This window comes from Planosporangium mesophilum, assembly GCF_016863255.1.
Classification (GTDB): Bacteria; Actinomycetota; Actinomycetes; order Mycobacteriales; family Micromonosporaceae; genus Planosporangium; species Planosporangium mesophilum.
Genome location: NZ_BOON01000018.1, coordinates 202,206 through 226,647 on the forward strand (window position 1 = coordinate 202,206; position 24,442 = coordinate 226,647).

General features: G+C 69.6%; 17 protein-coding genes. 3 read left to right on the forward strand and 14 right to left on the reverse strand.

Annotation, left to right across the window (positions count from 1 at the left end):
* Position 1: 1 nt before the first annotated feature.
* From Pme01_RS10795 to Pme01_RS10820, 6 genes are all read right to left on the reverse strand, one after another.
* Positions 2-1,855: a type IV secretory system conjugative DNA transfer family protein gene (locus tag Pme01_RS10795; RefSeq protein ID WP_168114566.1), complete on the reverse strand. Its 1,854-nt coding sequence runs from the start codon at positions 1,853-1,855 to the stop codon at positions 2-4.
* The gene (locus Pme01_RS10800; protein WP_239088137.1) at positions 1,855-3,447 is read right to left on the reverse strand and encodes a putative type IV secretion/conjugal transfer ATPase; all 1,593 of its coding nucleotides are present in this window, start codon (positions 3,445-3,447) and stop codon (positions 1,855-1,857) included. The genes Pme01_RS10795 and Pme01_RS10800 overlap by 1 nt, the downstream gene beginning before the upstream one ends.
* Entirely contained in the window at positions 3,444-4,961 is a 1,518-nt protein-coding gene (locus Pme01_RS10805) for an SCO6880 family protein (RefSeq protein ID WP_168114567.1), read from the reverse strand. The genes Pme01_RS10800 and Pme01_RS10805 overlap by 4 nt, the downstream gene beginning before the upstream one ends.
* Positions 4,962-4,978: 17 nt before the next feature.
* Complete coding sequence (locus Pme01_RS10810; protein ID WP_168114568.1) at positions 4,979-6,679, reverse strand: ICP22 family protein; 1,701 nt, start codon at positions 6,677-6,679, stop codon at positions 4,979-4,981.
* Positions 6,680-7,155: 476 nt separating this feature from the next.
* Positions 7,156-7,518 carry a hypothetical protein gene (locus Pme01_RS10815; RefSeq protein WP_239088150.1) on the reverse strand — a complete coding sequence of 121 codons (363 nt, stop codon included), beginning with the start codon at positions 7,516-7,518 and terminating at the stop codon, positions 7,156-7,158.
* The gene (locus Pme01_RS10820) at positions 7,518-8,660 is read right to left on the reverse strand and encodes a cellulose synthase operon protein YhjQ/BcsQ (protein ID WP_239088151.1); all 1,143 of its coding nucleotides are present in this window, start codon (positions 8,658-8,660) and stop codon (positions 7,518-7,520) included. The genes Pme01_RS10815 and Pme01_RS10820 overlap by 1 nt, the downstream gene beginning before the upstream one ends.
* Positions 8,661-9,369: 709 nt before the next feature.
* Here Pme01_RS10820 and Pme01_RS10825 point away from each other — a divergent pair.
* Positions 9,370-15,555, forward strand: coding sequence for a DNRLRE domain-containing protein (locus tag Pme01_RS10825; protein WP_168114570.1), 6,186 nt, complete (start codon positions 9,370-9,372; stop codon positions 15,553-15,555).
* A 779-nt stretch (positions 15,556-16,334) separates the two neighbouring features.
* Here the strand turns inward: Pme01_RS10825 and Pme01_RS10830 are convergent.
* The 7 genes from Pme01_RS10830 to Pme01_RS10860 all read right to left on the reverse strand — a co-directional run bounded on the left by Pme01_RS10830 (position 16,335) and on the right by Pme01_RS10860 (position 21,208).
* Entirely contained in the window at positions 16,335-16,850 is a 516-nt protein-coding gene (locus tag Pme01_RS10830; protein WP_168114571.1) for an amino-acid N-acetyltransferase, read from the reverse strand.
* Positions 16,851-16,860: 10 nt separating this feature from the next.
* Positions 16,861-17,223: a hypothetical protein gene (locus tag Pme01_RS10835; RefSeq protein WP_168114572.1), complete on the reverse strand. Its 363-nt coding sequence runs from the start codon at positions 17,221-17,223 to the stop codon at positions 16,861-16,863.
* A 172-nt stretch (positions 17,224-17,395) separates the two neighbouring features.
* Positions 17,396-18,085 carry a hypothetical protein gene (locus Pme01_RS10840; protein WP_168114573.1) on the reverse strand — a complete coding sequence of 230 codons (690 nt, stop codon included), beginning with the start codon at positions 18,083-18,085 and terminating at the stop codon, positions 17,396-17,398.
* The gene (ldt-CoaP, locus tag Pme01_RS10845; RefSeq protein WP_203935536.1) at positions 18,082-19,002 is read right to left on the reverse strand and encodes a L,D-transpeptidase; all 921 of its coding nucleotides are present in this window, start codon (positions 19,000-19,002) and stop codon (positions 18,082-18,084) included. The genes Pme01_RS10840 and ldt-CoaP overlap by 4 nt, the downstream gene beginning before the upstream one ends.
* A 2-nt stretch (positions 19,003-19,004) precedes the next feature.
* Complete coding sequence (locus Pme01_RS10850) at positions 19,005-20,642, reverse strand: S53 family peptidase (RefSeq protein WP_168114574.1); 1,638 nt, start codon at positions 20,640-20,642, stop codon at positions 19,005-19,007.
* Entirely contained in the window at positions 20,624-20,875 is a 252-nt protein-coding gene (locus tag Pme01_RS10855) for a hypothetical protein (RefSeq protein ID WP_168114575.1), read from the reverse strand. Before Pme01_RS10855 ends, Pme01_RS10850 begins: the two co-directional genes overlap by 19 nt.
* A gap of 93 nt (positions 20,876-20,968) precedes the next feature.
* A complete protein-coding gene (locus Pme01_RS10860) occupies positions 20,969-21,208 on the reverse strand; it encodes a hypothetical protein (RefSeq protein ID WP_168114576.1) in 240 nt (79 codons plus the stop codon).
* 108 nt (positions 21,209-21,316) lie between these two features.
* On the opposite strand from Pme01_RS10860, the gene Pme01_RS10865 reads away from it, so the two are divergent.
* Both Pme01_RS10865 and Pme01_RS10870 read left to right on the forward strand, forming a co-directional pair.
* The gene (locus tag Pme01_RS10865) at positions 21,317-22,054 is read left to right on the forward strand and encodes a hypothetical protein (RefSeq protein WP_168114577.1); all 738 of its coding nucleotides are present in this window, start codon (positions 21,317-21,319) and stop codon (positions 22,052-22,054) included.
* Between the two features lie 888 nt (positions 22,055-22,942).
* Complete coding sequence (locus Pme01_RS10870; protein WP_168114578.1) at positions 22,943-23,437, forward strand: helix-turn-helix domain-containing protein; 495 nt, start codon at positions 22,943-22,945, stop codon at positions 23,435-23,437.
* Positions 23,438-23,496: 59 nt separating this feature from the next.
* Here the strand turns inward: Pme01_RS10870 and Pme01_RS10875 are convergent, their stop codons facing one another.
* A complete protein-coding gene (locus Pme01_RS10875; protein WP_203935537.1) occupies positions 23,497-24,396 on the reverse strand; it encodes an endonuclease domain-containing protein in 900 nt (299 codons plus the stop codon).
* Positions 24,397-24,442: the final 46 nt, after the last annotated feature.

The following is a 24,442-nucleotide window of genomic DNA, read 5'->3' on the forward strand; positions in this document are numbered from 1 at the left end:
GTCAGGCCGCCTTGGCCAGTCGGGACCGAAACGCTTGCTGCGCCGCGCGTAGCCGGTCGGCGTCGCGGCGTTCCCACCACGCCGGTACCCGCAGCTCCACCGGCGGCAGGTTGCCGATCAGCGCGATGGCCCGCCCTTCGGGCAGGGTGCGCAGCTCGGCGAGGTCGAACAGGTGCTCGCGGCGGATGCTTTCGCTGATGCTGGCCCGCCCGCTGCCCCATGACGCGCCGCTGGAGACCTCGTTGACCTGTCCGGCGAGGGCCTGGGCGTCGCGTAGCCCGGCGACGTCGCTGGTGCCGCCGATGAGCAGCCGGCAGTTGGCGGAGTCGATGATGGCGTGGCCGCCCTTGTCGCCCCAGCGTTCGCGTAGCTGGTGGGTGTTCTGGGCGAAGATGCTCACGGCGATGCCGCTGCCGCCACCTTCGGTCATCAGGCTCGGCAGCGACCCGAGCGGAGCGACGTTGGCGATCTCGTCGCCGACGAAGTACAGGCACGGCTCGACGCGGCCGCCGGGCGAGACCAGCGCGGCGCGCTTGGCCCGATAGATGAGGTCCTCGGTGAGCGCGGCCAGCAGGGGTGCGACCAGTGCTTGGGCGTCGCGGGTTCCGACCAGGTACAAGGTGCCGGACTCGCGCAGCCATTGGGCCGGTTGGAACTGTGTTCCGCGCGGCGGCGAGCAGGCCGTCAACACGCGCGGGTCGTTGAAGGCGTCCAGCGCTCCGGACACCACCGATTGGATCGTGTCGCGTGCCCGGCCGGTGGTCTCGCGGTGGCGGGCCAGCCGATCGGCCCAACTGTCGACCCCGTGGTGGCGCAGGATCTTCTCGGGCCGACTGTTGGACGGTGCCTGCGACCAGGCCAGGACGTCGGTCATGGTGGCCTGCTCGTCGAGCGCCGCCGCGTGCAGTAGGCCCCGAATGATCGTGGCGGCCTGGTCGCGGAACCACTTGCCGTTCTCCACCGACTCGTCGCCGATTCCCGACCCGGCGGCGAAGCCGTTGGCGCGCAGCATCGCCACGATCTGGTCCTCGGCACCGTCGATGGGCGACCAGCGCAGCCGTGGCACGCCGGGCACCTCGCCCTGCGGCTCGAACACCAGCGTCGGACCCAGTGCGGCCCGCAGGTCGTAGGTGACCTCGGCGACGTCCAGGCGGGTCGAGGTCGAGATGACCGCGCCGCGGGCATCGAGCACCTGCGGGATGACGTAGCGGGTGGTCTTGTTGCCCCACCGTGCCGCCGCCGCGGCCAACAGGGTGTACTCGTTGGCCAGGTACAGCGGTTGGCCGGTCAGCACCTCGTCGCCCAGGTACCGGCCGACCTCCAGCGGGTCGGCACGCCGGGCCTGCTTCGCCGCGCGGGTCTCCTGATCGTCGGCGTCGCTGATGGAAAGCCCCGGCCGCACGATGTCCACCCGTGCCGTCACCGCGTCCGCGGTGAGCACCCGCGCCACCTGCCAGCGGGGCGCGAACCCGTGACGGCGCACCAGCCGACGCGCCACCAGCAGCCCCGGCGTGCCGGCTCCGGTGAGTCCCGCGGCGAACATCAGCAACGCCGCCGGGTACACCAGCCACGGTCCCGGCACCTGCGCGCGGGCCGGTGCGGGCCAAGCGGCTGACGGCCGCCCGGGGTCGGCTGCCAGCCGCAGCGCAATGCCCGGCGCGTCGGCCGGCGACGAGTCCGGCCAGGCAAGATGGGTCAGCCAACCGGCGAGTTGGCCGCCCAGCCACAGCGACCACACCGCGGCGGGCAGCACCACCGCGACCACGCCGAGCAGGATCACGCGGGTGACGATGTCGGCGCGGGTCACGCCCCGTCGCGGCAGGCGGTGCGCGGGCGAGGACAGCGGCGGGCGCATCACGCCGCCCCGATGCGGTCTGCCGGCGCGGCCTCAAGCCGGGCGGCGTGCTCGGCGTCGGGCAGGTCATCGACGCCTGCCACGGCCTCCATGCGGCTGTCGGTGTGCACCATGTCGGCCTCCATCGACGACAGTTGGTGTTTGACCACGTACGAGCGGGTGCCGATCTTCCACAGGCCGACGCCTTGGCGCAGGTAGCGCAGTAGTTCGGTTTCGGTGTCGGTGGTGCCGAGGAATTCGCGGGCCTGATCGAGCGATCCGGTGGCCTGCCGGTAGGAGATCCGTACGCCGGTGTCCTCGATCAGGCCGCGCGCGATACGCACCTGCTCCGAGTCGGCCGCACCAGACGCCGACAGATCGGAAAACCGGTGGAACGCCAGCACGTTGCCGATACCGAGCGCACGGGCGATCTTGAGCTGTTCGCGCATCCGCCGAATCAACGACAGGTGCCGGGCGATCAACGCGAACTCGTCGTAGAAACACACCCGATGGGGGGCGTCGGGCTGGGACAGTTCCGCTTCCAGCCAGGACTGCGCACAGGCCACGGCCATCGCGGTCATCTGGTCCGACGACCGGATGGCGCGAAGGTCCAGGATCGCGCCGGGCTGGTCGAAGTCCAGCGCTGCGGCCGTTGACGAGGGCCCGTCGAAGACGCCGCCCAGCGCCCCAGAGATCAGCCGTTCCAGGGCCAGGCGCACCCGCCGGGAGTCGGCGACGAAGGCCGTCATCGGATAGTTCAGCGCGGCCAGCCGGCGCCGCCACCGGTCCGGCTGCCCCATCGCCTCCAGCACCGCGCTCAGCGTCGGTGTCGGCATCCGCTCAGGACTCGTGCCGTCATCCGACCGGCTGGCCACGTCGACGGCATATTCGATCAGCGACCGTTCGGCCTCGGTCAGCGGCCCGCCGACCTGGATCTCCAGCAGGCCCTCCAGCAGCAGCAGCCGGCGCGCCCGCTGCATCTGCAGCCACTGCTGCACCGTCGAGCCCGGGTCGCGGCGCAGACCGGCCAGCGGGTTCATGCTCACGCCAAGGCCGGGACCGACGCGTAGCGGCCGGATGCCGGCCAGCGCAGCGAGCGCGTCGTACTCGCCCTTGTAGTCGGTGACGTAGAACCGCACCCCGAACGGCACACCCCGAAACGCCAGGCATTTGAGCAGCGAGGATTTGGCCGAGCCGATCTCGCCGGTCACCACCATGTTCGGCGACGAGATGACCTTCGCCCGGTACAGCTCGTGCAGGCTGAACGTGAACGCCGACCGGGAATACACCTCGACGCCGACCAGCGGGCCGTCCACCGGCAGACCGGGGTCGGTCACGAACGGGTACACGCTGGACAGCTGCGCCGACGTGGTCACCAGTGGCGGCAGCTGCAACCGCCAGAACACCCGGCCGGCGCCACGACCGAATCCGCCCCGCCGGTCTGCCCGCGGCGGGCCCAGGTAGCGCCGTGCCAGCCGCTCGAGGTCACGGCGCTCCCGGGCCAGGGCGGCGTCGGCGCGGGCGGCGTCGCGGGCCGCGGCCTGCAGCCTGATCCGCTCGGTCAGCGACCCCTCCCGGGACAGCCGCACGGTTGGCTTGTTGCCGGCGCTCACGCCAGCCACCCCCGCATCGGTTTGAGTCCACGGGCCAGCGGCAGCGCGCCGGCGGCGAACGCCTGGTCCTGCTCGCCGTAGAGGGTCACGGTTTCGCAGCCGGCCCGGCCCAGAATCCGCTTGGCCGCCCGTACGTCTCGCTTGAGCGCCGCCACGTCCTCGGCGGTCACGGTGACCAGGACCGCGTAGCGGTAGCGCACATGCCCGGCCGCCTGCTCGCGGTCGATCTGCTCCACCGCGCGGGCCTCGGCGGTCTCCCGCGCCGTACGGACCAGCCGCAGCTTGCGTTTGGTCACCTCGTCACCGGCGCGGGCGACCTTGTCTCGCCGTACGGCCAGCTGGGCCAGGGCCGCCGGGACCGGTTCGGCGACCAGCGTCACCGTGCGCCGGCTCGTGGTCGTGGCGTACAGCGGGGTCAGCCACGTCGCCCCGACCCGTTGGCGTGGCATGTCCGTCACCCACAGCGTCTGGCTGACCCCGCTGTCATGCCGGTAGATCGACCAGCCCGTTTTCTCGGCCGCCGCTGGGCCGGCCAGGCCGGGCGACACCCCTTCGGGCACACCCGTGCTGGCGCCGTTGCCGGTGCTGCGCAGGTCGACCAGCTCCTGGTCGTCCGGGTCGAACTGGGTCCGCAGCACGGCGGCGTAGCCGCGCGGCGACAGCCACCCATGGCTGGTCAGTCCTGCTTCGACGACGGTGGCTTCGATCCCGGCGAGCTTGTCGACGACCACGGCGGCGATCGCCGCGTCGCCGCCGCCCGCCTCGGAGATCTCACCCGACAGCCGCGCGACGTCGAAACAGACCGCCAGGTACACGTCGTGGCGCTGGGCGGTCGGCGTTGCGGCCGCGGTCAGTTCCGCCAGCGACTGGTACGCCGCCGAGGTGGTGTCAACCGCCCGGTTGGCCAGGTAGCGCCGGGCCCGGTTGCTGGTGTCTGGCACGGCCCGTTCCGTCAGTGCCCACCGCGCCAGCCCGTACTCGCCGTACTCGGTGCCGAGAATGTTGAGCGCGTTGGCCCAATCCGCCAGCCGCCGGTTCTGCACGTCGGTGTCGGCCAGGACCAGGTGTTGGCCGGAGCAGCGCAGCGCCGCCGTGACGGTGCGCTCGGCGCGGTGATGCAGCAACCCGATCTCGGTGGTGCCGTCAGCGGCCACCCCGGTCAGCCACCGGTACCCGGCAGCAGCGCCGGGTAGATCCGGGTGCCCGGCGTGAGCCGCGGGCGCGAACACCGCGCCGCGGTAGCTGTCCTGCCCGGCCGCCGATTGCAGCAGTGCGCCGGCGGCGATGGGCAGCCAGTCGGTCAGCCGCCGCCCGCGGATACGTACCAATGCCAGCACGACCAGCAGCACCGCGACGGCGACCAAGCCAGCAGCCGGCCACCGGTTCTGGGCGACGAGGAGGTTCGCGGCGACGACGAACGCAATCACCGCCGCGACGACGCAGGCGACCTGCCCCCAGGTGAACCCCAGCACGGAGCCACGGGTTGACCGGGGCGGAAACTCGAACTGGCTCATGGTGTCTGCTCCCCCTCTCAGACCGGCGGCACCGGCGGGATGCCAGCCCCAGCACCGCTGCTCGCCGCCTCGCCGGTCGCTCCTGCACCGCCGTCGGCAGGGCCGGAGCTCTGCTGGTCGCCGGCCATCTGCGCCGCTGAGTGCTGCGGCGTGCCACTCGTGCCAGCAGCGCCCGGCCCGCCGCCGGAACCCGCGCCGCTTGGCACACCAGGTGCACCCGTGGCGCCCGGCGTTGACGCCTCGCCGCCGGCCCCCGCGTCGGCATCGGCTCCCGGCGGGATGACATGTGCGCCCTCGACGCCGGCCCGGGAGGCGTCCGCCCCCGCCCCGATGGCTTCTGCTTCGTCGGCGTTCGGCCGACCACCGTCGTCGGTCGCGGCCTCGGTCTGCTCGTCGCCACTCGCCTGCGCACTGCCGCCAGGGCCCCGCGGCGGCTGCCCGACCCGCTCACCGCCAGCGCCCGCGCGCACCGCTTCCGCCATGTCACGGCCGGTCCCCTGCGACAGGCCCGCCGCTGCGAGCAGCGGTTCACCGGGAACGGCGGCCAGATCGGCCATGTTTGCGTTCATCAGCAAGGCGGCCGGGCCGCCGCCGCTACCGCCGAAACCGCCGCCGACCGCACCGGTACCGATGGCATGCCCTGCCGCGGCGAGCACCCGGCCCGCGTGGATGTCGGACAGGTAGCCGTCCCACAGGGTCGTCAGGCGCAGCAACACCACCGGCGCCGCGACCATCAGCCAGATGATCAACAGGGCTTGCAGGCAGGTCATGAGGTTGTCGGACTCATACACCGCCCGCGACCCATAGATCCACAACGCGGCGACGAAGAACTTCGAGCTCGCCAGGGCGTTCACGGTCCAGAACCACCGTCTGCCCCAGGCCCGGGTCTCCGGCATGACTTGCCCGCTCATCGCCATCACGCCGAATAGCGCCGCACCGACCGCGAGCAGGGACCGAAACAGCAGCGTGATGAACAAAAGCACCAGCCCGATCACCGCCAGACCAGCGACCATCAGCGCCACGACCGCTGTCCCCGCACCACCCGACAGCGCGGTGATCGCCTTCACCCACCGGCCTGGATCCCAGTTCGAGCCAGGATTCGCCTCGATGAGCGCGACCGCGGCTTCGTCCCAGGCACGGGTGATGGTCCAGGCGATACCGCCGGCCAGACCGATGCCCAGGATCGCGCGCACCAGTCCGCCGACTGTCGACATCGGACCCGGGCCGTTCAGTCGCAGGCCGTTGATGATCGCCGACACGAGGAAGAAGACCAGGACCAGGAACACCATCACGCCGGCCAACTGGTTGTAGACGGTGTAGAACGGCGCGTCCGGGGTGGGCACGGTCGCCGTCGTGAACACGAGCTTCGCGAGCTGGTCGAGCATCCAGACCATCGCCTGTACGACCATGTCGACCAGGCCCTGAATACCGGAGCGGATGCCAGCGGCAAGGGCGTCTTGGGCCGCTTGACTGACCTGGCACGAGACGTTCGCCGCGCCGCAGTCGCTACCGCCGGGCTGGCTCGGTACATACGCCTTGGACAGCAAGAAGCTCTGCAGCGCTACGCAGCGATCGCGTTTGGCGTTCCAGGCCCACCCGTTCGTGGGGTCGTGCTGCGCCCGCTGCGCGAACGTGTCGCAGTGCACAACAGGGCCGTCCGGCTTGCCCGCGTGCAGGACCGACGGCGTGTTGTCCGGCGGCGGGCTGGACAACGTCAACGACGCCGCGTCGCAGCCGGTCCTGTCTTCAGAGCTCTCAGCCCGGCTGCACACCGTCAGCCACTGCGGCGTCCCACTGCTAGCGGCGCCGCTGTAGACCGCCCAGGCGAAACACCAGCCCACCTGATCGGGCGCAGGGGCCTGCGTGCAGCTACTGCTAGGGGCAGGGCTTGCCGACGGGGCAGGTCCCGACGGTGGTGGCCCAGGGGCAGGCGTCGGATCGGCCCACGCCGCGCTCGCGGCCGCCATCACAAGCACCAACGCGCACAGGGCAGCAACGACCGCCCGCATGAGGGTCGTTTTTGCAGCTGGCCCGCCCACTAGCCGGATGGGCTGCGGGGCCGGCCATGTGCTGATCGCCTCTGTCACAGGCGTCCGTCCCCGCCGGCCCGCCCCGCCGACCGCGTCATGTGGCGCTGCCGACACCCGCATGTCGGTGCGAACGGTCAACGACTCGCCGCGCGTTCTCATCGCCATCACTGCCTCAGCAGGAAACTGACGATCGTCGTCGCCGAGCCGACGATGAGCGCGACCAGACCGGCCTTCCACATCATCGACTTCCCGCGATCGGAGATGATGTGCGCGCCGAAAATCGGGCCCACGCCGAACGCAATGGCGCCGCTGACCAGACCGGCGATGGCGGCCACAACGCCCAAAAACATGCAGGCGTTGACGATCGTGTAAAACAGTCCGGACTTCGGCACCGCGCTCGGGTCGGGCTTGATCTTTTCCCAGTCGAACCCGCCACCAGGGGTTGGGGCTGGCGTCGGATCGGCCACCGGACGCACAACGCGCGCCGTCAGCACAGCCGCGAGCCACGCCCCCGTGTAGGCCGTCATCACGCCGTTCCCTCCTCCAGGGTCAGGTCACGCACCGCCTGCTCCCATCGCTGCGGTGGGTCGACGACCGTCGCCGCCGCCACCGGATCGCACGGGCAACGGCGCAGCACCGCGTCGGCGAGCTCAACCAGCGCCCGCCGGCTCGCCCGGCCCAGCGACCGCACATCGATCGGGTCCGGCTGGGCCAGCGCCCGGTCATAAGGCAGGCTCAACACCTCACCCGCCGTGTCACCGGCCTGCCGCATCGCGGCCCGGACGTCGCACCCGGGACGTGGTGATGTCGCCACGACCGCGAGAACACTGCGGTCCGCTGCCTCAGCAAGGCCGACACCGCGCAGTCGAGCCAGCAGCCGCATGCTGTGCTGCAGGGAGTCACGGCTGGCCCGCGCCACCAGCACCGGTACGGCCGACGCGCCGAGCACCTGCCAAACCTGGCGGGTATCGGCCGTCGGCAGATCCAGCAGCAACAGCGGGTACAGCGTCCGTACGTGATCAACGAACGGCACCGTCTCGCCGACCGTCGGCGGATGCCGAACTGCGCTCAATTCGACCTCGCCGACCAGAGTCCACAGCCCGGTCGGGCCGAGTTGCGCCAGCCGTTGCACCTGTAGGCGGTCGGTCAGCAGCGCCATGTCACGGACCGCGTCCCAGACCGTGGCCGCGTTGCGGCGTCCCACCCGATGCACCAGACCACCCCAGGCTCGCGCGGACACGTCCACCGCAAGGACCGGCTGCGGGCAGGCCAACGCCAGAAGGCCACCGAGCGCGGCGACTACCGTCGAGCGGCCCACACCGCCGTCAGCCGACGACACGGCAAGCACCGGACAACCGGGTCGCACGGACGCCGCGCGCAGCCACACCCGCTCAACCCGCGACCCGCGAAAACCCCGCGGCAGCGTCCTCGGCGCCCGCACATGGGCAGGAAACTGGCTGGTCCAAATCTGGTTGTCATCGGCGGGTGTAGCGGGATGCGCTTCGTGCCAGGAGGGCTCCATGGACCCCTGCGGGTCGACGGTCGGGACCAGGAGGCCGTGACCATTACGAAGCATTGCCGTCGCCGGCGATGTGATCGGGCCGCCCGTGCCGGATGCCAGGGAAGGTTCGACCTCCGGCACGGACGACCCCGCCGCGGGCGCGGCCATCACCACGCCGCCCCACCCCGTGCCCCCCACTGCGGTGTAGCCAGGCGGCGTGGTGGATCTGCGCCCGCCCGTTCCCCGCCGCCACGATCCCCCCGGCCGGCTCACAGCCGGGCTTCGCGTGTCGAGGAACGATTCATTCACCTGCCCGACGATGCCGCCCACGGAAAGGCGCAGGAAGTTGACGGGGGTTAACGCGCTCGCTGCGGCGCTGCATACCCGCAGGTGCAGGGGACAGTGAGTAGTTGATCACTGCGGCCGATATTGCCGGGCCCGGACGGTGGACCTGGTGGTGTAAGACGTTGGGTCAGGAGTTTGACCTTGCCACTCTGCCAGGGACGCCAACCTCGGACCCGCGGCCTGGACTACTTGGGCGTCGCGACAGAGCTCTCCTTAGGCCCGCGCGGTTCAGTTTCGCGTCAGGTGGTCGGGCTGGACTCGCCATCTACTCGCCTGGTGAGCGTTGGCCGCATCGGACTGTGGTTAGTCGTCCACATGGGTCGGATCGAGCGCGGCATATCGGGCAGGAACCGTCTTGCAACCGATTAACACCCTCTGAGCTGCTGTTTCTTCATTTGTCATGCAAGGGGGAAGGTCTCTAAGGTGGCCGCTCACCGGCCTCCCTGTCTGGCGTGGCCGATTGTTCGTGCCATTCGTTACGGGGGATTGGCCTTTGTCTGCTCAATGGCGTACGCGCCTGTCACTTCGAACCATGTCGCGGTTGTGGTCCGTGGCGTGGCTCATCGCGATCGCTCTGGTCGCTTCACTGCTCGAGGCACCGGCCCTGCCGACGCCGGCCGCGGCAGCACCGAAGCCGAGCAAGACCAGGGACGAATGCCGCAGTCTTCAGCGTCCGGACCGGGCGTCGGCGGCAATGGCGGCGCGGCTGTGCGGCAAGCGCGTCGAGGTCACCGGTTTGGTTTCGGAAACCGACCAGGTGTTCGCCAACGCCAACGGCACGTTCACCGTTGAACACCGGTACCGGCCGGTGCGGGTGAACCGTGCCGGCAAGTGGTTTCCGGTCGACACCACCCTGCAGCGGGACAATGCCGGCCGGATTGTGCCGGCAGCGGCGAGTGCGGACATGAGCTTCTCCAGCGGCGGCGCGGGCCCGCTGGTCACCCTGCGCCGTGACGGCGCGGAAGTATCGCTGTCGTCCCCGTTCGGCGGACTGCCCGTACCGACGCTGGCTGCCAACACGGCCACCTACAGCGAGGTTCTGCCGGGCGTGGATCTGGTGCTGTCGGCAGACGTGGATGGCTACACCGAGCGGCTGGTGATCAAGAACCGGCAGGCGGGTGCACAGAAGGCGCTCGCAAAGTTGGACTTCCCCGTTGCGGGTAAGGGTGCCAGCGTCAAGACCGACGCCCACGGCAACCTGTCCGTGGTGGATGCCAAGGGGCAAGCGCTGTTCGTCGGCTCGACTCCGCTGATGTGGGACGCCACCGCGGGCCAGGCGGGCAAATCAAAAGCCGGCAACAAGGGCAAGTCTGGCCCGCGCCACAAGACGATGAAGACGTCCGCGACCGCCGGGGCGGTGTCGGTGCTGCCCGACCAGGGCATGCTGGCCGACCCGGCCACCGTCTACCCGGTGACCATCGACCCGGAGCTGACCGCCAACCGTGGCGGCTGGGGGCTGGTGGACTCGGCCACCCCGGACACTCACTATTGGAACGTCACCAACGACATCGAGGCCGGCACCTGGAATGACGGAGTCGACCGGGTCCGGTCCTACCTCACGATGAACGCCGGCTCGGCGCTGGCCGGAGCCCATGTGCTGTCGGCGACGCTCAACCTGTACGAGAAGTGGGCGCCGTCGTGCGACCCGCGGGCGGTCGAGGTCCACGAGTCCAACGGTGCGGTCGACGCGAACCTGACCTGGAACACCCAGCCCGGGGTAGGCGCACTTCAGCAGTCGGTGTCCACGGCCAAGGGCTTCTCGCCCGACGGCATCGGCGGTGCCTCGTCCTGCCCCGCCGGTACCGTCGGCTTCGACGTCACCGCAGCGACGCAGAAGGCCGCCAACCAGGGTTCGTCGGCGGTGACACTGGTGGTGACCGCGGCTGACGAGACCGACACCAACTCGTGGAAGCAGTTCGACAACAACCCCACCCTGACCATCACCACCAACTCGATTCCGCAGCAGCCGACCACCGCGTCAACGACCCCGGCGGTCGCCTGCGCCACCGGCGACGCCCGGCCCTACATCGGCTCGACCACCCCCCAGCTCCAGGTCACCACCGGTGACGCCGAGGGCAGCCCGCTGACCACCACGTTCGAGTGGTTCGTCGCCGGCGGCTCGAAGATCGGCCAGGCCTCGGCCAGCCGGATGGCGGGTTCACCGGTCCTGGTCACCGTGCCAGCCGGCGCATTCGCCGACGGCGGCACCTACGCGTGGCGGGCGGCCAGCAACGACGGCATGGACACCGGCCCGTGGTCGCCGTGGTGCGAATTCGCCGTCGACGTCACTGCACCGACCACCGCGCCCGACGTGTCGTCGAACACGTACCGCAAGGACACATGGAGCGGCGCCGCGGACACCGCTGGAACGTTCGACCTGGGCGGCGCCGGCATTACCGACGTCACCTCCTACCTGTACGGACTTGACACCAACCCGCCCACCACCAGCGTCAACGCCACCGGACTCGGCGGGACCGCCAGCGTGTCGATCACCCCGCCGTCCGACGGCCCGCACGTTCTGTACGTGCAGTCGGTCGACCGTGCCGGCAACGCCTCCCCGACCACCGCCTACCACTTCAACGTCGGCGTCGGCGCCCCCATCGCACCGGCCGACGGCGACACCGTCGCTGGCAAGATCAAGCTCAGTGGCGTCGCGCAGCCCGGCACCACCAGCATCACCTACCAGTGGCGGCGCGCCGAAACGGACGCCTGGACCGCCATCCCCGCCTCCGATGTCACCGTCGCATCCGGCGGCGCGGCCGTCAGCTGGCCGCTGAGCACGACCGGCAATGGCGCCTTCCCGGACCTGATCTGGAACATCGAATCCACCCTGGCCGCCGCCGATGCCCAGCGGATCCCTCGTGACGGGCCGCTGCAGATCCGCGCCACATTCGCCAACCCGGCTGGCGCCGCGAGCAGCCCGGTAAAGATCACGTTTGACCGCAACCAGGCCAGCGCTGCTGTGACCCAGGTCGGGCCGGGAAGCGTCAACGCAGTCACCGGTAACTACACCGTCTCCAGTTCGGACGTCTCCGCGGGGTCCGGCCTCGGCGTGGGCCGCACGTTCAACACCCGCCGCGCCACCGCCACGGACACCGCCAACATGTTCGGCCCCGGCTGGGTGTCCAGCGTGTCGGTCGCCGGTAGCAGCGCGCCCTACACCGAACTGACCGTGGTCGGTAGCCTCGTGCAGGTCGGCCTGCCCGACGGCACCACCCTCGGCTTCACCGCCAAGGCGACCACCGCCACCGGCACGACCTTCACTTCCCCGACCGGCCAGGACGACCTCCAGCTCACCTATGCGAGCGCCAACGACACCTACACCCTGAGCAAGACTGGCGACGCAACCGTCATCTTCACCCACCTGGCCACCGTCGACGTCGGCAGTTACCAGCCGACCGCCGTCACCCCCGCCGGATCCAGCACGTCCGCGACCTACGCGTGGGAGAAGGCCACCGTCGACGGCACGGACGTGGTGCGCCCCACCCGGGTGCTCGCCTCGGTCCCCGCCGGCGTCGACTGCACCGCTGCGCTGGTACGCGGCTGCCAGGCACTCACCTTCACCTACGCCGCCACCACCACGGCGACCGGCAGCGACGCCGGCCAGTGGGGTGACTACACCGGTCGGCTGGCATCGGTGGACTACACCGCCTACGCCCCCGACACCGTCGCCATGCGCACCATCACCATGGCCCGCTACGCCTACGACAGCACCGGCCGGCTACGCCAGCAGTGGGACCCGCGCCGCGACTACACCACCAGCAGCGGCGCCACCGTGCACGTCGGCATCACCTATAGCTACGACAGCGACGGCCTGCTCACGACGCTGACCCCACCCGCGCAGGAGCCGTGGCAGCTCGGCTACACCACGCTGCCGTCCGATTCGGGCAAGGGGCGCCTCACCACCGTTACCCGTAGCGCCCTGTCTGCCGGGACCGCGACCACCACCGTCGTCTACAACGTGCCTATCAGCGGCAGCGGAGCGCCGTACGATCTGTCCCCACTAGCTACGATGAGCTGGGGCCAGAACGAGGCACCGGTCACGGGCACCGCCGTGTTCAGCCCCGGCCACAAGCCGACCGGCAACCAGGCCGCCGGGCAGTTGCCGTCGTCGTACGAGGGCGCCACCATCACCTATTTCGACACCAACGGCCACCCGGTCAACGTCGCCCGGCCGGGCGGGTTCATCGACACCACCTGGTACGACGCCTATGGCGCCACCGTGCGCACCTTGACCGCCGGTAACCGACAGACCGCGCTCAACTCCAGCACCAGTGTCGCCGGCCAGGCCGCCACCGCCGCGCGCCTGTCCACCATTACCACCTACAGTGCCGACGGCCAGCGCCAACTGGAGGTCCTCGGCTCCGAGCACGACGTCACCCTGTCCGACGGGTCCATCGTGCGCGGCCGCACCCACACCGTGAACCGCTACGACGAAGGCGCACCGGCCTATGGCGGTCCGTACAACCTGGTGACCACCTCCACGGAGAGCGTCCGGTACATCAACGCCACCGGGCTGCAGGTCGACGCCGATGCCCGCACGACCGTCACCAGCTACGACTGGACGTTGCGCCAGCCGACCGCGGTGACCACCGATCCCGGCGGCCTGAGCCTGACCAAGCGCACCAGCTACGACCCAGGCACCGGACAGGTCACCGCGACCACCAACCCGGCCGGCGGCACCAGCAACACAACCCCGGCCACCCAGCTCACCACCTACTACCGTTCCGGGACCGGCTCCGGCCATCCCGAATGCGACAACCACCCCGAGTGGACCGGCCTGGTCTGCACGACCGGCCCCGGCGGGCAAGCCCGCTCCGGCCCCGAACTGCCGGTCACTGTTACCACCTATGACCTCTACGGACAGCCGCGGGTCAAGACCGAAAAGTCCTCGGCCGGAACGCTGCGCACCACCACCACGACCTACGACAACGCCGGCCGGGCCAGCGCGGTCACCGTGACCACGGCGGACAGCCTCGGCACCGCGCTACCGATCACCCGCAACGTCTACGACCCGGCCAGCGGTCAACTCACCGCCACCGAGTCGCTGGACGCCAGCGGATCCGTCACCGCCCGGATCACCCGCGCCTACGACACGCTCGGGCGGATCACGTCCTACACCGACGCGGACGGCAACACCACCACCACGACCTACGACCTGGCCTCCCGGCCCACCACCATCACCGACCCAAAGGGCACCCAAACGTTCACCTATGACAGCGGCTGGGAACGACGCGGCCTGCTGACCCAGGTCCAGGACAGCCAGGGCGGCACCTTCACCGCCGAGTACGACGCCGAGGGCAACGCCTTCCGGGAGAACTGGCCCAACAACATCGTGGTGACCCGCGGATACAACGAGGCAGGCACCCAGACCGGCGTCGTCTACGCCCAAACCGGCTGCGGCCAGGCCGACTGCACCCTGTACTCCGCCTACAGCGGAGCCGACGCCCACAACCGGCAGCGGTGGCAGAACTCGACCCTGTCAGCGGAGTGGGACGGCTACGACGCCGCCGGCCGACTGAACATCACCAGCACCACCGTCGCCGGGCAGTGCACCAGCCGCGCCTACGGCTTCGACACCAACTCCAACCGCACCGTCCTCAACACCTTCAACCCGGCGTCCGACGGCACCTGCCAAATGAGCACGCAGGCGAACTCGCGCAGTTGGCGCTACGACAACGCCGACCGCCTCACCGGTGCTTACACCTACGACGCGCTCGGCCGCACCGTCACGCTGCCCGCCGCCGACACGGCCACCGGCAGCAGCGACACCCAAATGACGTACTACGCCAACGACATGGCCCGCACCAGCACCCAGAACGGTCGCAGCGCCACCTACGACCTCGACGTGATCGCCAACCGCATCCGTAGTTGGACCGACGGCAGCGTCAGCAAGCGCAACCACTACGACAACGACACCGACGTCCCGGCCTGGACCGATGAAGGTAACGGCAACACTTCGCGACAGATCCCTGGCATTACCGGGATCGCCGCGACCTTCACCAACACCACCGGCAACGTGTACCTCATCAGCGACCTCCGGGGGAACTTTGTCGGTGGCGTGGTCGCCGGCAGCGCAGGCTTGGCCTCCACCAGCCAGTACGACCCCTTCGGAACGCCTACCCAGGCCGGCGATGTCGGGAACCGCCGATACGGCTGGCTGGGCCAAACGCAACGTGCCGCCGACAACCCTGCCGGCCTCGTCGCGATGGGTGCACGCACCTACAACCCCGCCACCGGACGGTTCCTCAGCGTCGACTCCGTCTACGGCGGCAATGCCAACGCCTACGACTACTGCTCCGGCGACGGTGTCAACTGCACCGACACCAGCGGCATGTGGGGCACTTGGTACTTGAACTGCGGCGGTTCATGGCGCTCGAATTACTCTGGGTTTTGGACCAGTGGCTACAACTTCAACATCAGATGTGCCGTGGGACACGGCTACGTGAACACCTTCGCTTATGCCTGGCCAGTTCTCGGCGCAGTTGTCGGCGCGTATATCGGCATGGCTGGGATCAACCCCGGAACCATCTTAGGTGGCGCTTTCGCGGGAGCCATCCTCGGCGCCATCGTTCCCTGGTACTACTCCACGTTCTGCCGTCGGCAGGATGGTGTTTATTTCAACGGAACAATCTATGAACGCTGGCCCAACGCCTATGGGCGTAAATGGTGGAGTACCTCGACGTATCCCGGATGGTTCTGGGAGACCTGTCACTGATTTGTTGGGATAGCCGCGCCGGCGTCGGAGCACGCTCCTATGTGGAGGAATTGCTCCGGCGCCGGCGATTCAGAGGGAAGGCTTGCAATGATCGCGCGGGGACTATTCAATGCTGCAGTCTTGGTGGTTGAGTGTGCGGGGACGGCCTTGTTCGTCTATGCTGTCTTCGCCGTCGGACTGAAGGGATATTCCCCCACTCGGCGAAGCATCTGGGGACGTGCTGTCACGTGGCCGCGTGCCGCCTTCGCTACCTACTTCGGAGTCATGGGGCTGGCTTTGTCGCTGTCGGCGCATCTATTTCTCTTCGACCGCCACGATCGAACTTTCCTGCCGCTTATCATCGCCCTCGTGATCATTTTCCTGCTTCTGGCAACGGGATGGGCCATCGTCCGAAAACGGTAAGCGATCGTGGCGGTGCCGTCCGTGCGAACCCGGGGTTCCTAGATCACACGACGCAGATCTATTGAATTAACAACGAACATGCACCGCAGCGCCGGTGCATCCGACAATCAAGGGTCCCAGACAGCTTCCCACTCCCTCGCTCTTCATCGGCATCGACACCGCGTGTCGGACCATCAACGACCTGGCACCGCTCAAGTGCCCGTCTCGTTTTCACAACCGCGCCGTGGCGAAGGCCCGGTTGTTCGCAACCGGCCTGCCCGGCGCTCGAGGGGCCAGCGTGGCAGCCCTTGTCGCCGTTCGCCGCCGACAACCGCGATATCTGCGCCTGGCAACGAGTCCTCGCGATGGCCAGCGCCACTCTGACCACGCGGCGGACCTTACGCACGATCAGCCAAATGGAGCAGCATTCGCGTGTTGCCCAGTAGGTTCGGTTCGACGCGCTCCAGGTCCAGGAACTCGGCCACGCCCTCGTCGTACGAGCGCAGCAGCTCCTCGTACACCGCCGGTGACACCGGTGTGCCGTCGATCGGCTGGAAGCCGAACGACCCGAAGAACTCCGTCTGGAACGTCAGCACGAACACCCGCGCCACGCCCAGCTCCCGCGCGATCGCGAGCAGCTCCGACACGATCCGGTGACCGATCTTCTGTCCGCGGCACTCCGGGTCGACGGCGATCGTGCGCAGTTCGGCGAGGTCGTCCCACATCACGTGCACCGCGCCGCAGCCGACCACCGCCCCGTCCGACGTACGCTCGGCCACCCAGAACTCGGGTACGTCCTCGTACAGCGCGACGGGCGCCTTGGACAGAAGGATCCGGTCGTCGGCGTACGCGTCGACCAAGCGCTGGATTCCCTGTACGTCACGGGTACGGGCCGGCCGGATGATGACGTCCATCTGCCGGTCACTAGCTCTCGGCACGGGACGGGCTTTCGATCCTGATCAGCGTCGCCGCCCATCCGGCCAGCGCTACGAAGTCTTCGTCCGGTATCAGGTCGGCGGCGAGGATGGCGGCCACGAGGTCGTCGCCACCGTTGACCAGGTCCCCTGCCTCGGCGATGGCCTCCCACTCCTGGCCTGTGCCTTCAGCTACTCGACCTTTGACCACGAGGGCCTGGTAGGCGGCCGCGACGATGCGATCCATGCGGGTGTAGTCGGCGAGGTACGCCTGGTCGTAGCGCGCCGAAAGTGCCTGCCGTGTGTCGACATCGAGGCTGCGAAGGAGGTCGGCGCAACGGTCATCGGCAGTAGAGATCGAGTGTTGTGCCATGTGTCGTCCGTCCTCGGTGACGTGGGAGCGCAGTTGTGGCTGGTCGGGGTAGCGACGAGTCGCGCGCGGCCGCTGCCGTTACGGCCATGACGCGTGTGGCGGTCAGCGAGCCGGCGTGGTCTACGCCGGCCCGCTGACCGGCCGTGTCGGGTCGGTGCTGCGCCGGCGGCGGTTAGCCGGTGACGGGTACGTGGCCGGCGTTGGGCCGTGGTGCGGGCGCGGCCGGGAGCCCGCCGCTCGGCGGGAGCGGCCGGCCGCCCGTGGGGTGCCCGGTCGGCGGTTGGGGCACTCGGCGGGTAGGGGTCGGCTGCGGCTTGCTGCCGGTCGGGCCGCAGGTCGCCGATCCGACGTTGATGACACCGGCCGGGCTGCCGGCGCCGGCGTGAACAGTCACCTGCATACCGATGACCGTTGTGGAGCCGTCGGCGTTGCGGGAGCTGACGCGGTAGGCGACAGTGGCTTTCTTGCCCACCGGTCCCGCGGGCGTGCCAGAGACGCTGGCCGCCGCCGTACCGCCGGTACATGTCGCGGACACGCTCGAGGCTCGTACGAGGCCCCCGAGGGCGGAGAACCCGTTGACCTGGGCACTGGCCTGGCCGCCTCCGGCGCGGACCGTGGCCGAGCTGATCGATACGGTGCCGTCGGAGGATCGCGCCGATCCGGAGTTGGTGCGGACCTGGCCGTCGGTGCTGGACACCGCGGGCGTGGCGCCGATCGGAGACGCGCCGGTGGCCGAGATGCCGTAGGCCGCGTCGTGGTAGGCGGCGGCTGCGGCGGGCTCAGCGGTGCTCGCCAGGGCTGCTCCGGTGGCACCGGTGGCGATGGCGGCTACGGCTACCGTGACTGCTCTGTTTCGCCTCACTGGGGATACGTCCTTCCTCGTGGCTGTGGTTGGTGCTCGTGAATGACCACCGGTGTGCCGAGCGGGACCGTCATGAGTGCCCGCATCGCGTCGGGCGGCACCCGGATGCAGCCGTGGCTGGTGGGTGTCCCGTACACGTCGGGCGTCGGCCAGGTGTGCAGGCCGACGGTGCCCGGGCCGCCGGCGAAGGTGGACAAGGCGTTGCTGTGAACCCCCAGCGGCAGGATCACCGGCGAGTAGGTCTGCGTGGGGTCGGTGACGGACGCGAGCACGAAGGTGCGTCCGGCCGGCGTCGGGGTAACGGGCGTGCCCACGCCGATCGTCCAGCGGCCTACCTCGTCGCCGTCGCGCAGCAGCCGCAGCGACCTGGCGGCGAGGTCCACCTCGATGTCGAACGGTGTTCGGGCCGCCTGCAGTTGGTCACTGTCGGCGAGCCAGCCGGTCGCGCCGTTGGGCCGGGTCGGCAGCAGCACGCGAACCCAGCCGGGCCGACGGTCGATGACCGGCAACCAGGTTGGGCTGCCGACCTGTGTGGTCGGCAGCCGCGCGAATGCCGTATCGCCGGGTTCGGTGAAGACCGCGACCGCCGCGGTGGGGTGGACTACGGTCCCGTCGATCGCGCTGCGGTCGGAAGTAATCGGCGCCGCCGGCAGGGTGGTCCAGGTGCTGGCCTCCGGCAAGGCGTCCAGCTGCGCCGCGCTCACCAGCGGCACCGCGGTGTGCAGTGAGTGCGATGGCGCTGGTGTGCTCGCCGTGCTCGCCGAGGGCCGCGGGGTGGCCGGCCGGTGGTCGCCGCCCGAAACCAGGTCCACGACCACGGCCGCGACCAGCAGGATCCCGGCGCCGGCCAGGCTGAGCCACAGCCACATCGGGATGCGGCTCAGCCCGACCGACGCGCGGCGTGCATGGCGTGCCATGGTCAGGACACGATCCCGGTCAGGAAGCCCGGACCGGGGGTACCGAGGCCGGTGACCGGGTCCCATCCGGAGCCGGTCTTGAGGGTCTGGACGCCGGCGTCGAGGTCGACGAGGTAGTCCCCGCGCGGATTGCCCGCGCCGACCGACGGGGCCCAGACCCCGGCCGCGACGTGCTGGACGTCGGCGACGACCCCGCTGCCCGATCCGGCCTTGGCGTACAGCACCGGCGCGAGCAGCCCCACATCGCTGTCGGCACCCGCCCGGCCCTGCGCCACCGCGACCAGCGATGCCACGATCGGCGATGCCAGCGACGTGCCGCCCAGTGGCGTGCCGATGTACTGGCCGCCGGATGTGGTGTAGCCGACGAAGAAGCCGGTGTACGGGTCAGCCAACGCAGCGATATCCGGCACCATCCGCTTGCTGCCGGCGAGGTTCGACTGCCAGGTCGGCTTGTCGAACCGCTGCGAGGCGCCACCACCCGCGCCCGCCAGCAGCGGCGGGTTCAGCCGGGTCCACGAACCACCCGACAGGGTGTTGCCGGCGTCCTCCCAACCGGTCTGCCACAACACGCGGTTCCCTACGCCGACGGCGCTGGAGGTGCCGCCGACCGCGGTCGTCCACGGCGATGATGACGGGAACGTCACGCTCGGGCCCTGCGCGCCGGGCAGGGTGCTGTTGTCGCCGCTGTCACCGGAGCCGAAGTAGGTGCCGATGCCCAGAACGGCGGCGCGGGCCAGGACGTTGTTGGTGGCGGTCAGGTACTGCGTGTCGGCCGGTTCCGCCCCGAGGATGCCCCACGAGTTGGACACCACCGTCGCGCCCAGGCTGCTGTCGTCGACGGCCGCGGCCAGGGCATCTTCCAGCCGGGTGCAGTCGGGCGCTGCGACGTAGACCAGCCGGGCGTCCGGCGCGGTCGTGTGCGCCGCCTGCACGTCGAGGGCCTCCTCGGCGTGCCAGGTGTCCTGGTCGCAGCCGGAGCCGTCACCGGCCGGGATCGGGTACTGCTTGACCACCAGCTGGTCCGGGCGCAGCGGTGGCACGCCGTTGCGGACGGCCGCCGTGTTGGCGTCGGTCAGGGTTGTGGCGCTGTGGTAGGCGCCTACGATGGCGATCGTCTGACCCTGGCCGCGGTCGGCGGCGCTCAGCCCGTAGAGGGCGCGAAGCTGGGCACCGTTGTAGCCGCACAGCTCGTTGCTCTGGTAGCCGGCCGGGTACTTCTGCGGCACCGACTGCTTGTTCCACTCGCCCCAGTAGGTCGCGCAGTACGGTCCGTCGCCGGCCGCGGTCGTCGATGGGCCCGCCACCGCCGGTGCGCCCGGTTTGACGCGCAGCGGCGTCGCGACGTGCTCGGACAGCCCGGACACCGCGCGGATGTCGGCCGCCACGGCCGCCGGTGGACGAGGCGTACCGGTCGCAACGCGTACCTGCACGCCACCGATCCGCTGCATCACCAGCCCCACACCGAACGCCACCCGCGCTGTTCGCGCGGTCGCGGTCAGCGTCAGGCGGCTGCCGGTGGAGTCCAGGCCGTTGACGGTGAATCCGGCGCTGCGGGCCCACGCCGACACCCGCGACACGGTCTGCGACCCGGCACCGAACCGGTCCCGCAGCTGTTGGCGGGTCAGGTACTGGCGATACACCGTGTCCCCGGTGTGGCGACAGCCGTCGCATAGTCGGCGACAGCCTTGTCGTCGGCCGTAAGCGTCAGCGTGACCGTGACCGGCGTGCCGTCAGCGACCGTGCCGCGGACCGCTGACCCGCCGGCACGATGGTCGGCGGCGGTCGGTACCGCCGCCGCTTGGCCGGCTGCCAGCAGCATGGCGGTGGCTGCGGCCAGGCCACCGACAACGGCAGCCAGATGACGTGTGTGCATGGGCGCTCGTTTCCTCCCTCGGCGGCTACGCGCCGATGTGGACCGACGGTTGCCCGGTGCTAACCGCGCGCGCCCGCTGCGGCTAACGACTGGTCAAGAGCGGGGGCCGCTGGTGCGGCCCGCCTCGGCCAAACGGCAGCAGACAATGAGCACACGACGGCGGATCTGCCAGCACCGCTGCGGAGTGAGCGCGGCGATGTAGCGGCCGTACGACTCACCGAGACGCGCGGCGCTTGCGCACCGGGTGTCGAGCCGCTGCCAGGCACGGTCGGGTTGCGGGTTCGACCGATCTGGCGTGTTGCGGTAGCCCTGAGGCTGATCCGGCTCGATCACGCCCCTGACGATCCGTGCCGGGGTGGGGGCCCGGAAGTTGACGGGGGTTAACGCAGCTAGCGCGGTGTGGGATAGCTGCGGGCTGCCGGCGCATACATAATGTCAAGCGTGGCCAGCAAGAAACCGCCGAGTGAATCGCCGTTGCGGCGGCCACGCACGGCACCCGTCATGAGCGGCAGCGAGGATTTGCTTCCGTTGGATTCCCATTTGGACCTGCCCCAGCCGGTCAAGGCCGCGCTGCTGGATATGGGACTCGCATGCGTTGCCGCGGAACTCGCCCTGGCCCAGGCTCGTCTCTTGGAACGACAGGCCACCGCCGCCGCCGAACGGGCCGATGTGAGCGGGCCGGAAGCGTTCTACCAGCGTCAGTACGCCGGGGACCTGGTCGACTCGGCTATCGGCTACGCCGACCGCCTGACCGTCGCCTACACCATGGCCAGCGCGACATATGCCAGCTACGCCGCGACAGTAGGCGCCGAGGCAGGCGCGGGCCGGCGCCTCGGCGCAGCCGATCCGGTTTCGGTCCTGCCGTCGCAGATCCTCGGACAGCCGCAGCGGTATGTGCCGCTGATACAGCTCGCGCCACACAACGACGTCGAAACCGAGCTGATCGACGACCACAATCAACAGCTGGCCGAAGACCACCGCAGCCTGCACGACGTGATGGCGGGTGTACTGGAGGCCGGACCCGCCACCGTCTATGACGACCCCTCACAGTCGGCTCACCGGCCGGCCGGGTCGGTCTCGCTCATCACGCAGTTACCCGAGGCATTGCACAGGTACGCAACCACCTGCGTATCGGCAATCGGCCTGGCGACTCGACAGCGGCGCGACGGTCAAGCGTAGCGCCCCCCCGGGCAGCTTCGCCGCACGACTGCGACCGGCGCTGGCCAGCCACGAGGCTCGCTAATCCGACGGCATGTCGAACGTCGACTCCGGGATCCTGAGACCCGCGGCGAGCAGGCGCCTGTTGTACGCATCCGGTACCTGATGGCCATTCTCCCACCGGCTGAGCATGGCCTTCAGGCTCTCCGGGGCGGGCACAGTCATTCCCAGGCGCGGCGCGACCCGCTGCATTTCGAAGATGAGGCGCTGCTGTGACCATCCCCGCTGTCGGCGTACCCGCCTGATCACCGAACCTGGCGTGTGGTTTCGACCGTTCGGGGTCCCCTCGGACATGTTCGGCGGACTCATACGCAACTCGCGCCTCCCCCGGTTAGCTCGTCGCACACGGTTCCGCGGTGGCGATGTCTCACCGCCCGCACCTGCAGCTCCACCGACGCTGACCACGCCAGGTCACTTCGAAATCAGCCGCCCGCTGGCGACGTCGTCTCGCTCCGACCGCAGGTACATCGGTTCGCACGGATTGCTGACGATGTCGCGCCTGGACCTGAGGTTTGCGATAGCCAACGTGCTCATCGCTTCCGGACTCGCTCTGCGCACCGGTCCGGGGGTGACCAACTTTCCCCCTGGACTCATGGGCGATGACCGTTGCGAACCGTTTGCACGACTTCACATCTGGCGCGACGCCAGCCGCGGCTGTACGCATCTGGTACACCTCCCACGCCGAACGCAACCATCGCCCCACGATGGTTGACTTCGAGGACAGACGTTCCACAATATTTAGGCGGGCCGGACGGAGCATAAGCGTCAACCAGCCCGGCGTGTCAATCCACAAACAGGTAGTAGTCAACCTTTATCCAGACCGGCCGGGCCAACGTCAGAAGGCGAGACATGACCGAGCCTCCCCCGCCACCGCACACGTCCCTGGCAGAAAAGATCAACTTCCTGTTCGACTGGCTCGGCCGCAAGACCGGCAGGACCTACACCAACAGCGAGGTCGCGGCCGCGACGGGGATGTCCGACACCTACGTCGGCTACCTGCGCCGAGGATCAGCCGACAACCCAACGCTCAAGACCATCCAGGACCTGGCCAGATTCTTCGGCGTCAAGCCCAGCTTCTTCACCGACGATGCCGACGACGAGGCCATCGACAGGCTCGACGCACAGCTCGACCTGTTCAGGGCGATCAACGACCCCAACATTCAAGCCCTCGCGCTGCGGGCCACCAAGGCGAACCTTTCACCCGCCGGCCTCGAAGCCATCACCGCGATGATCGATCACGTGCAACGCCTGGAAGCCGGCACCAAGAACGACACGAGCATCGAGCCCGGCTCCAGCAGGCCACCTCGCGCACGTCCCGCCCGCAAGCCCCACAAACCTGACTAACTCGCACACCGGCCCTCGTGTGACGAGCCGGCCGTTGCTGTACCGGGTCTTGCCCTCCGTCAGAACAGAGGCGCCTCCTCCACCGTCGACATATCGATACCATCCGCCCGAGCGGGCGGGGGAAGCTGACGAACCGGGAACCGGGGACGTCTGCTGGCCACTCCCCGGTACAAGGGATCGAAGCCCAGATACTCAATCCTGGCTGCGGTCTGCATGTCGCGTCCCACCCGCTCCGGCTTGGCGTACCTCAGCCGCAGGTATGCGGCCGGTGGGTCATTGAGGTAATCGGCCCACGGACAGCCGGACACGTGAACGCACTTGTCGACGTGGCTGTTGCAGTGCTCGCACAGCAACCCGCGGACAAGTCCGGTGAAGTGGTCGTGGTCGACATCCGTGCCGGGACGCAGCCGGCAGGCGTGGCAGCGCGGGCCGAGCGCTGCCGCCAACTGAGCCCGCTGCCGACCTAATGGAGTGTCGGATCCCTGATAGCCGGGCCAATGCCCGCGTGCGGTGGTGTCGACGCAGCGCCGCCGGACAGGGACCAGCGCCGGGTCGGCGACGGCGTCAGTCAGCGTGACCAACCAGCTGACGTCAAGGTGGCCTTGCTCTCCACAGATCAGCCCATCCGGGCCCCAGCTACCAGGCGGAGCCTGCACCCGGTACCGCGCACCGTCGGTCCACCAGTAGCACCACTGGCCGTGGCGGACAGCACCCGCCGGATCGCCGCGCTCGCGCTCCACGGCGCACTGCGGTTCGCCGTTCACCACCAGGTGGTAACGACCGTCGTCACCCACCACGGCGACGCACTCCTCCGCAATGGCGTCGGGCCCCCAGTCCCACCGACACGGAATGTCCGCGGCCTCACGGACCAGGTCGTCGACGCCGTCGTAATCGAGGTCGAGTGCGTAGCGCCACAACAACGCCTCGCGCCGGTGTACCGGCAGGTCCTCAATCCCCACCCGTAGGAGCCTGCCCACCGGGTACGACGTTTTCACCCACGGCGCG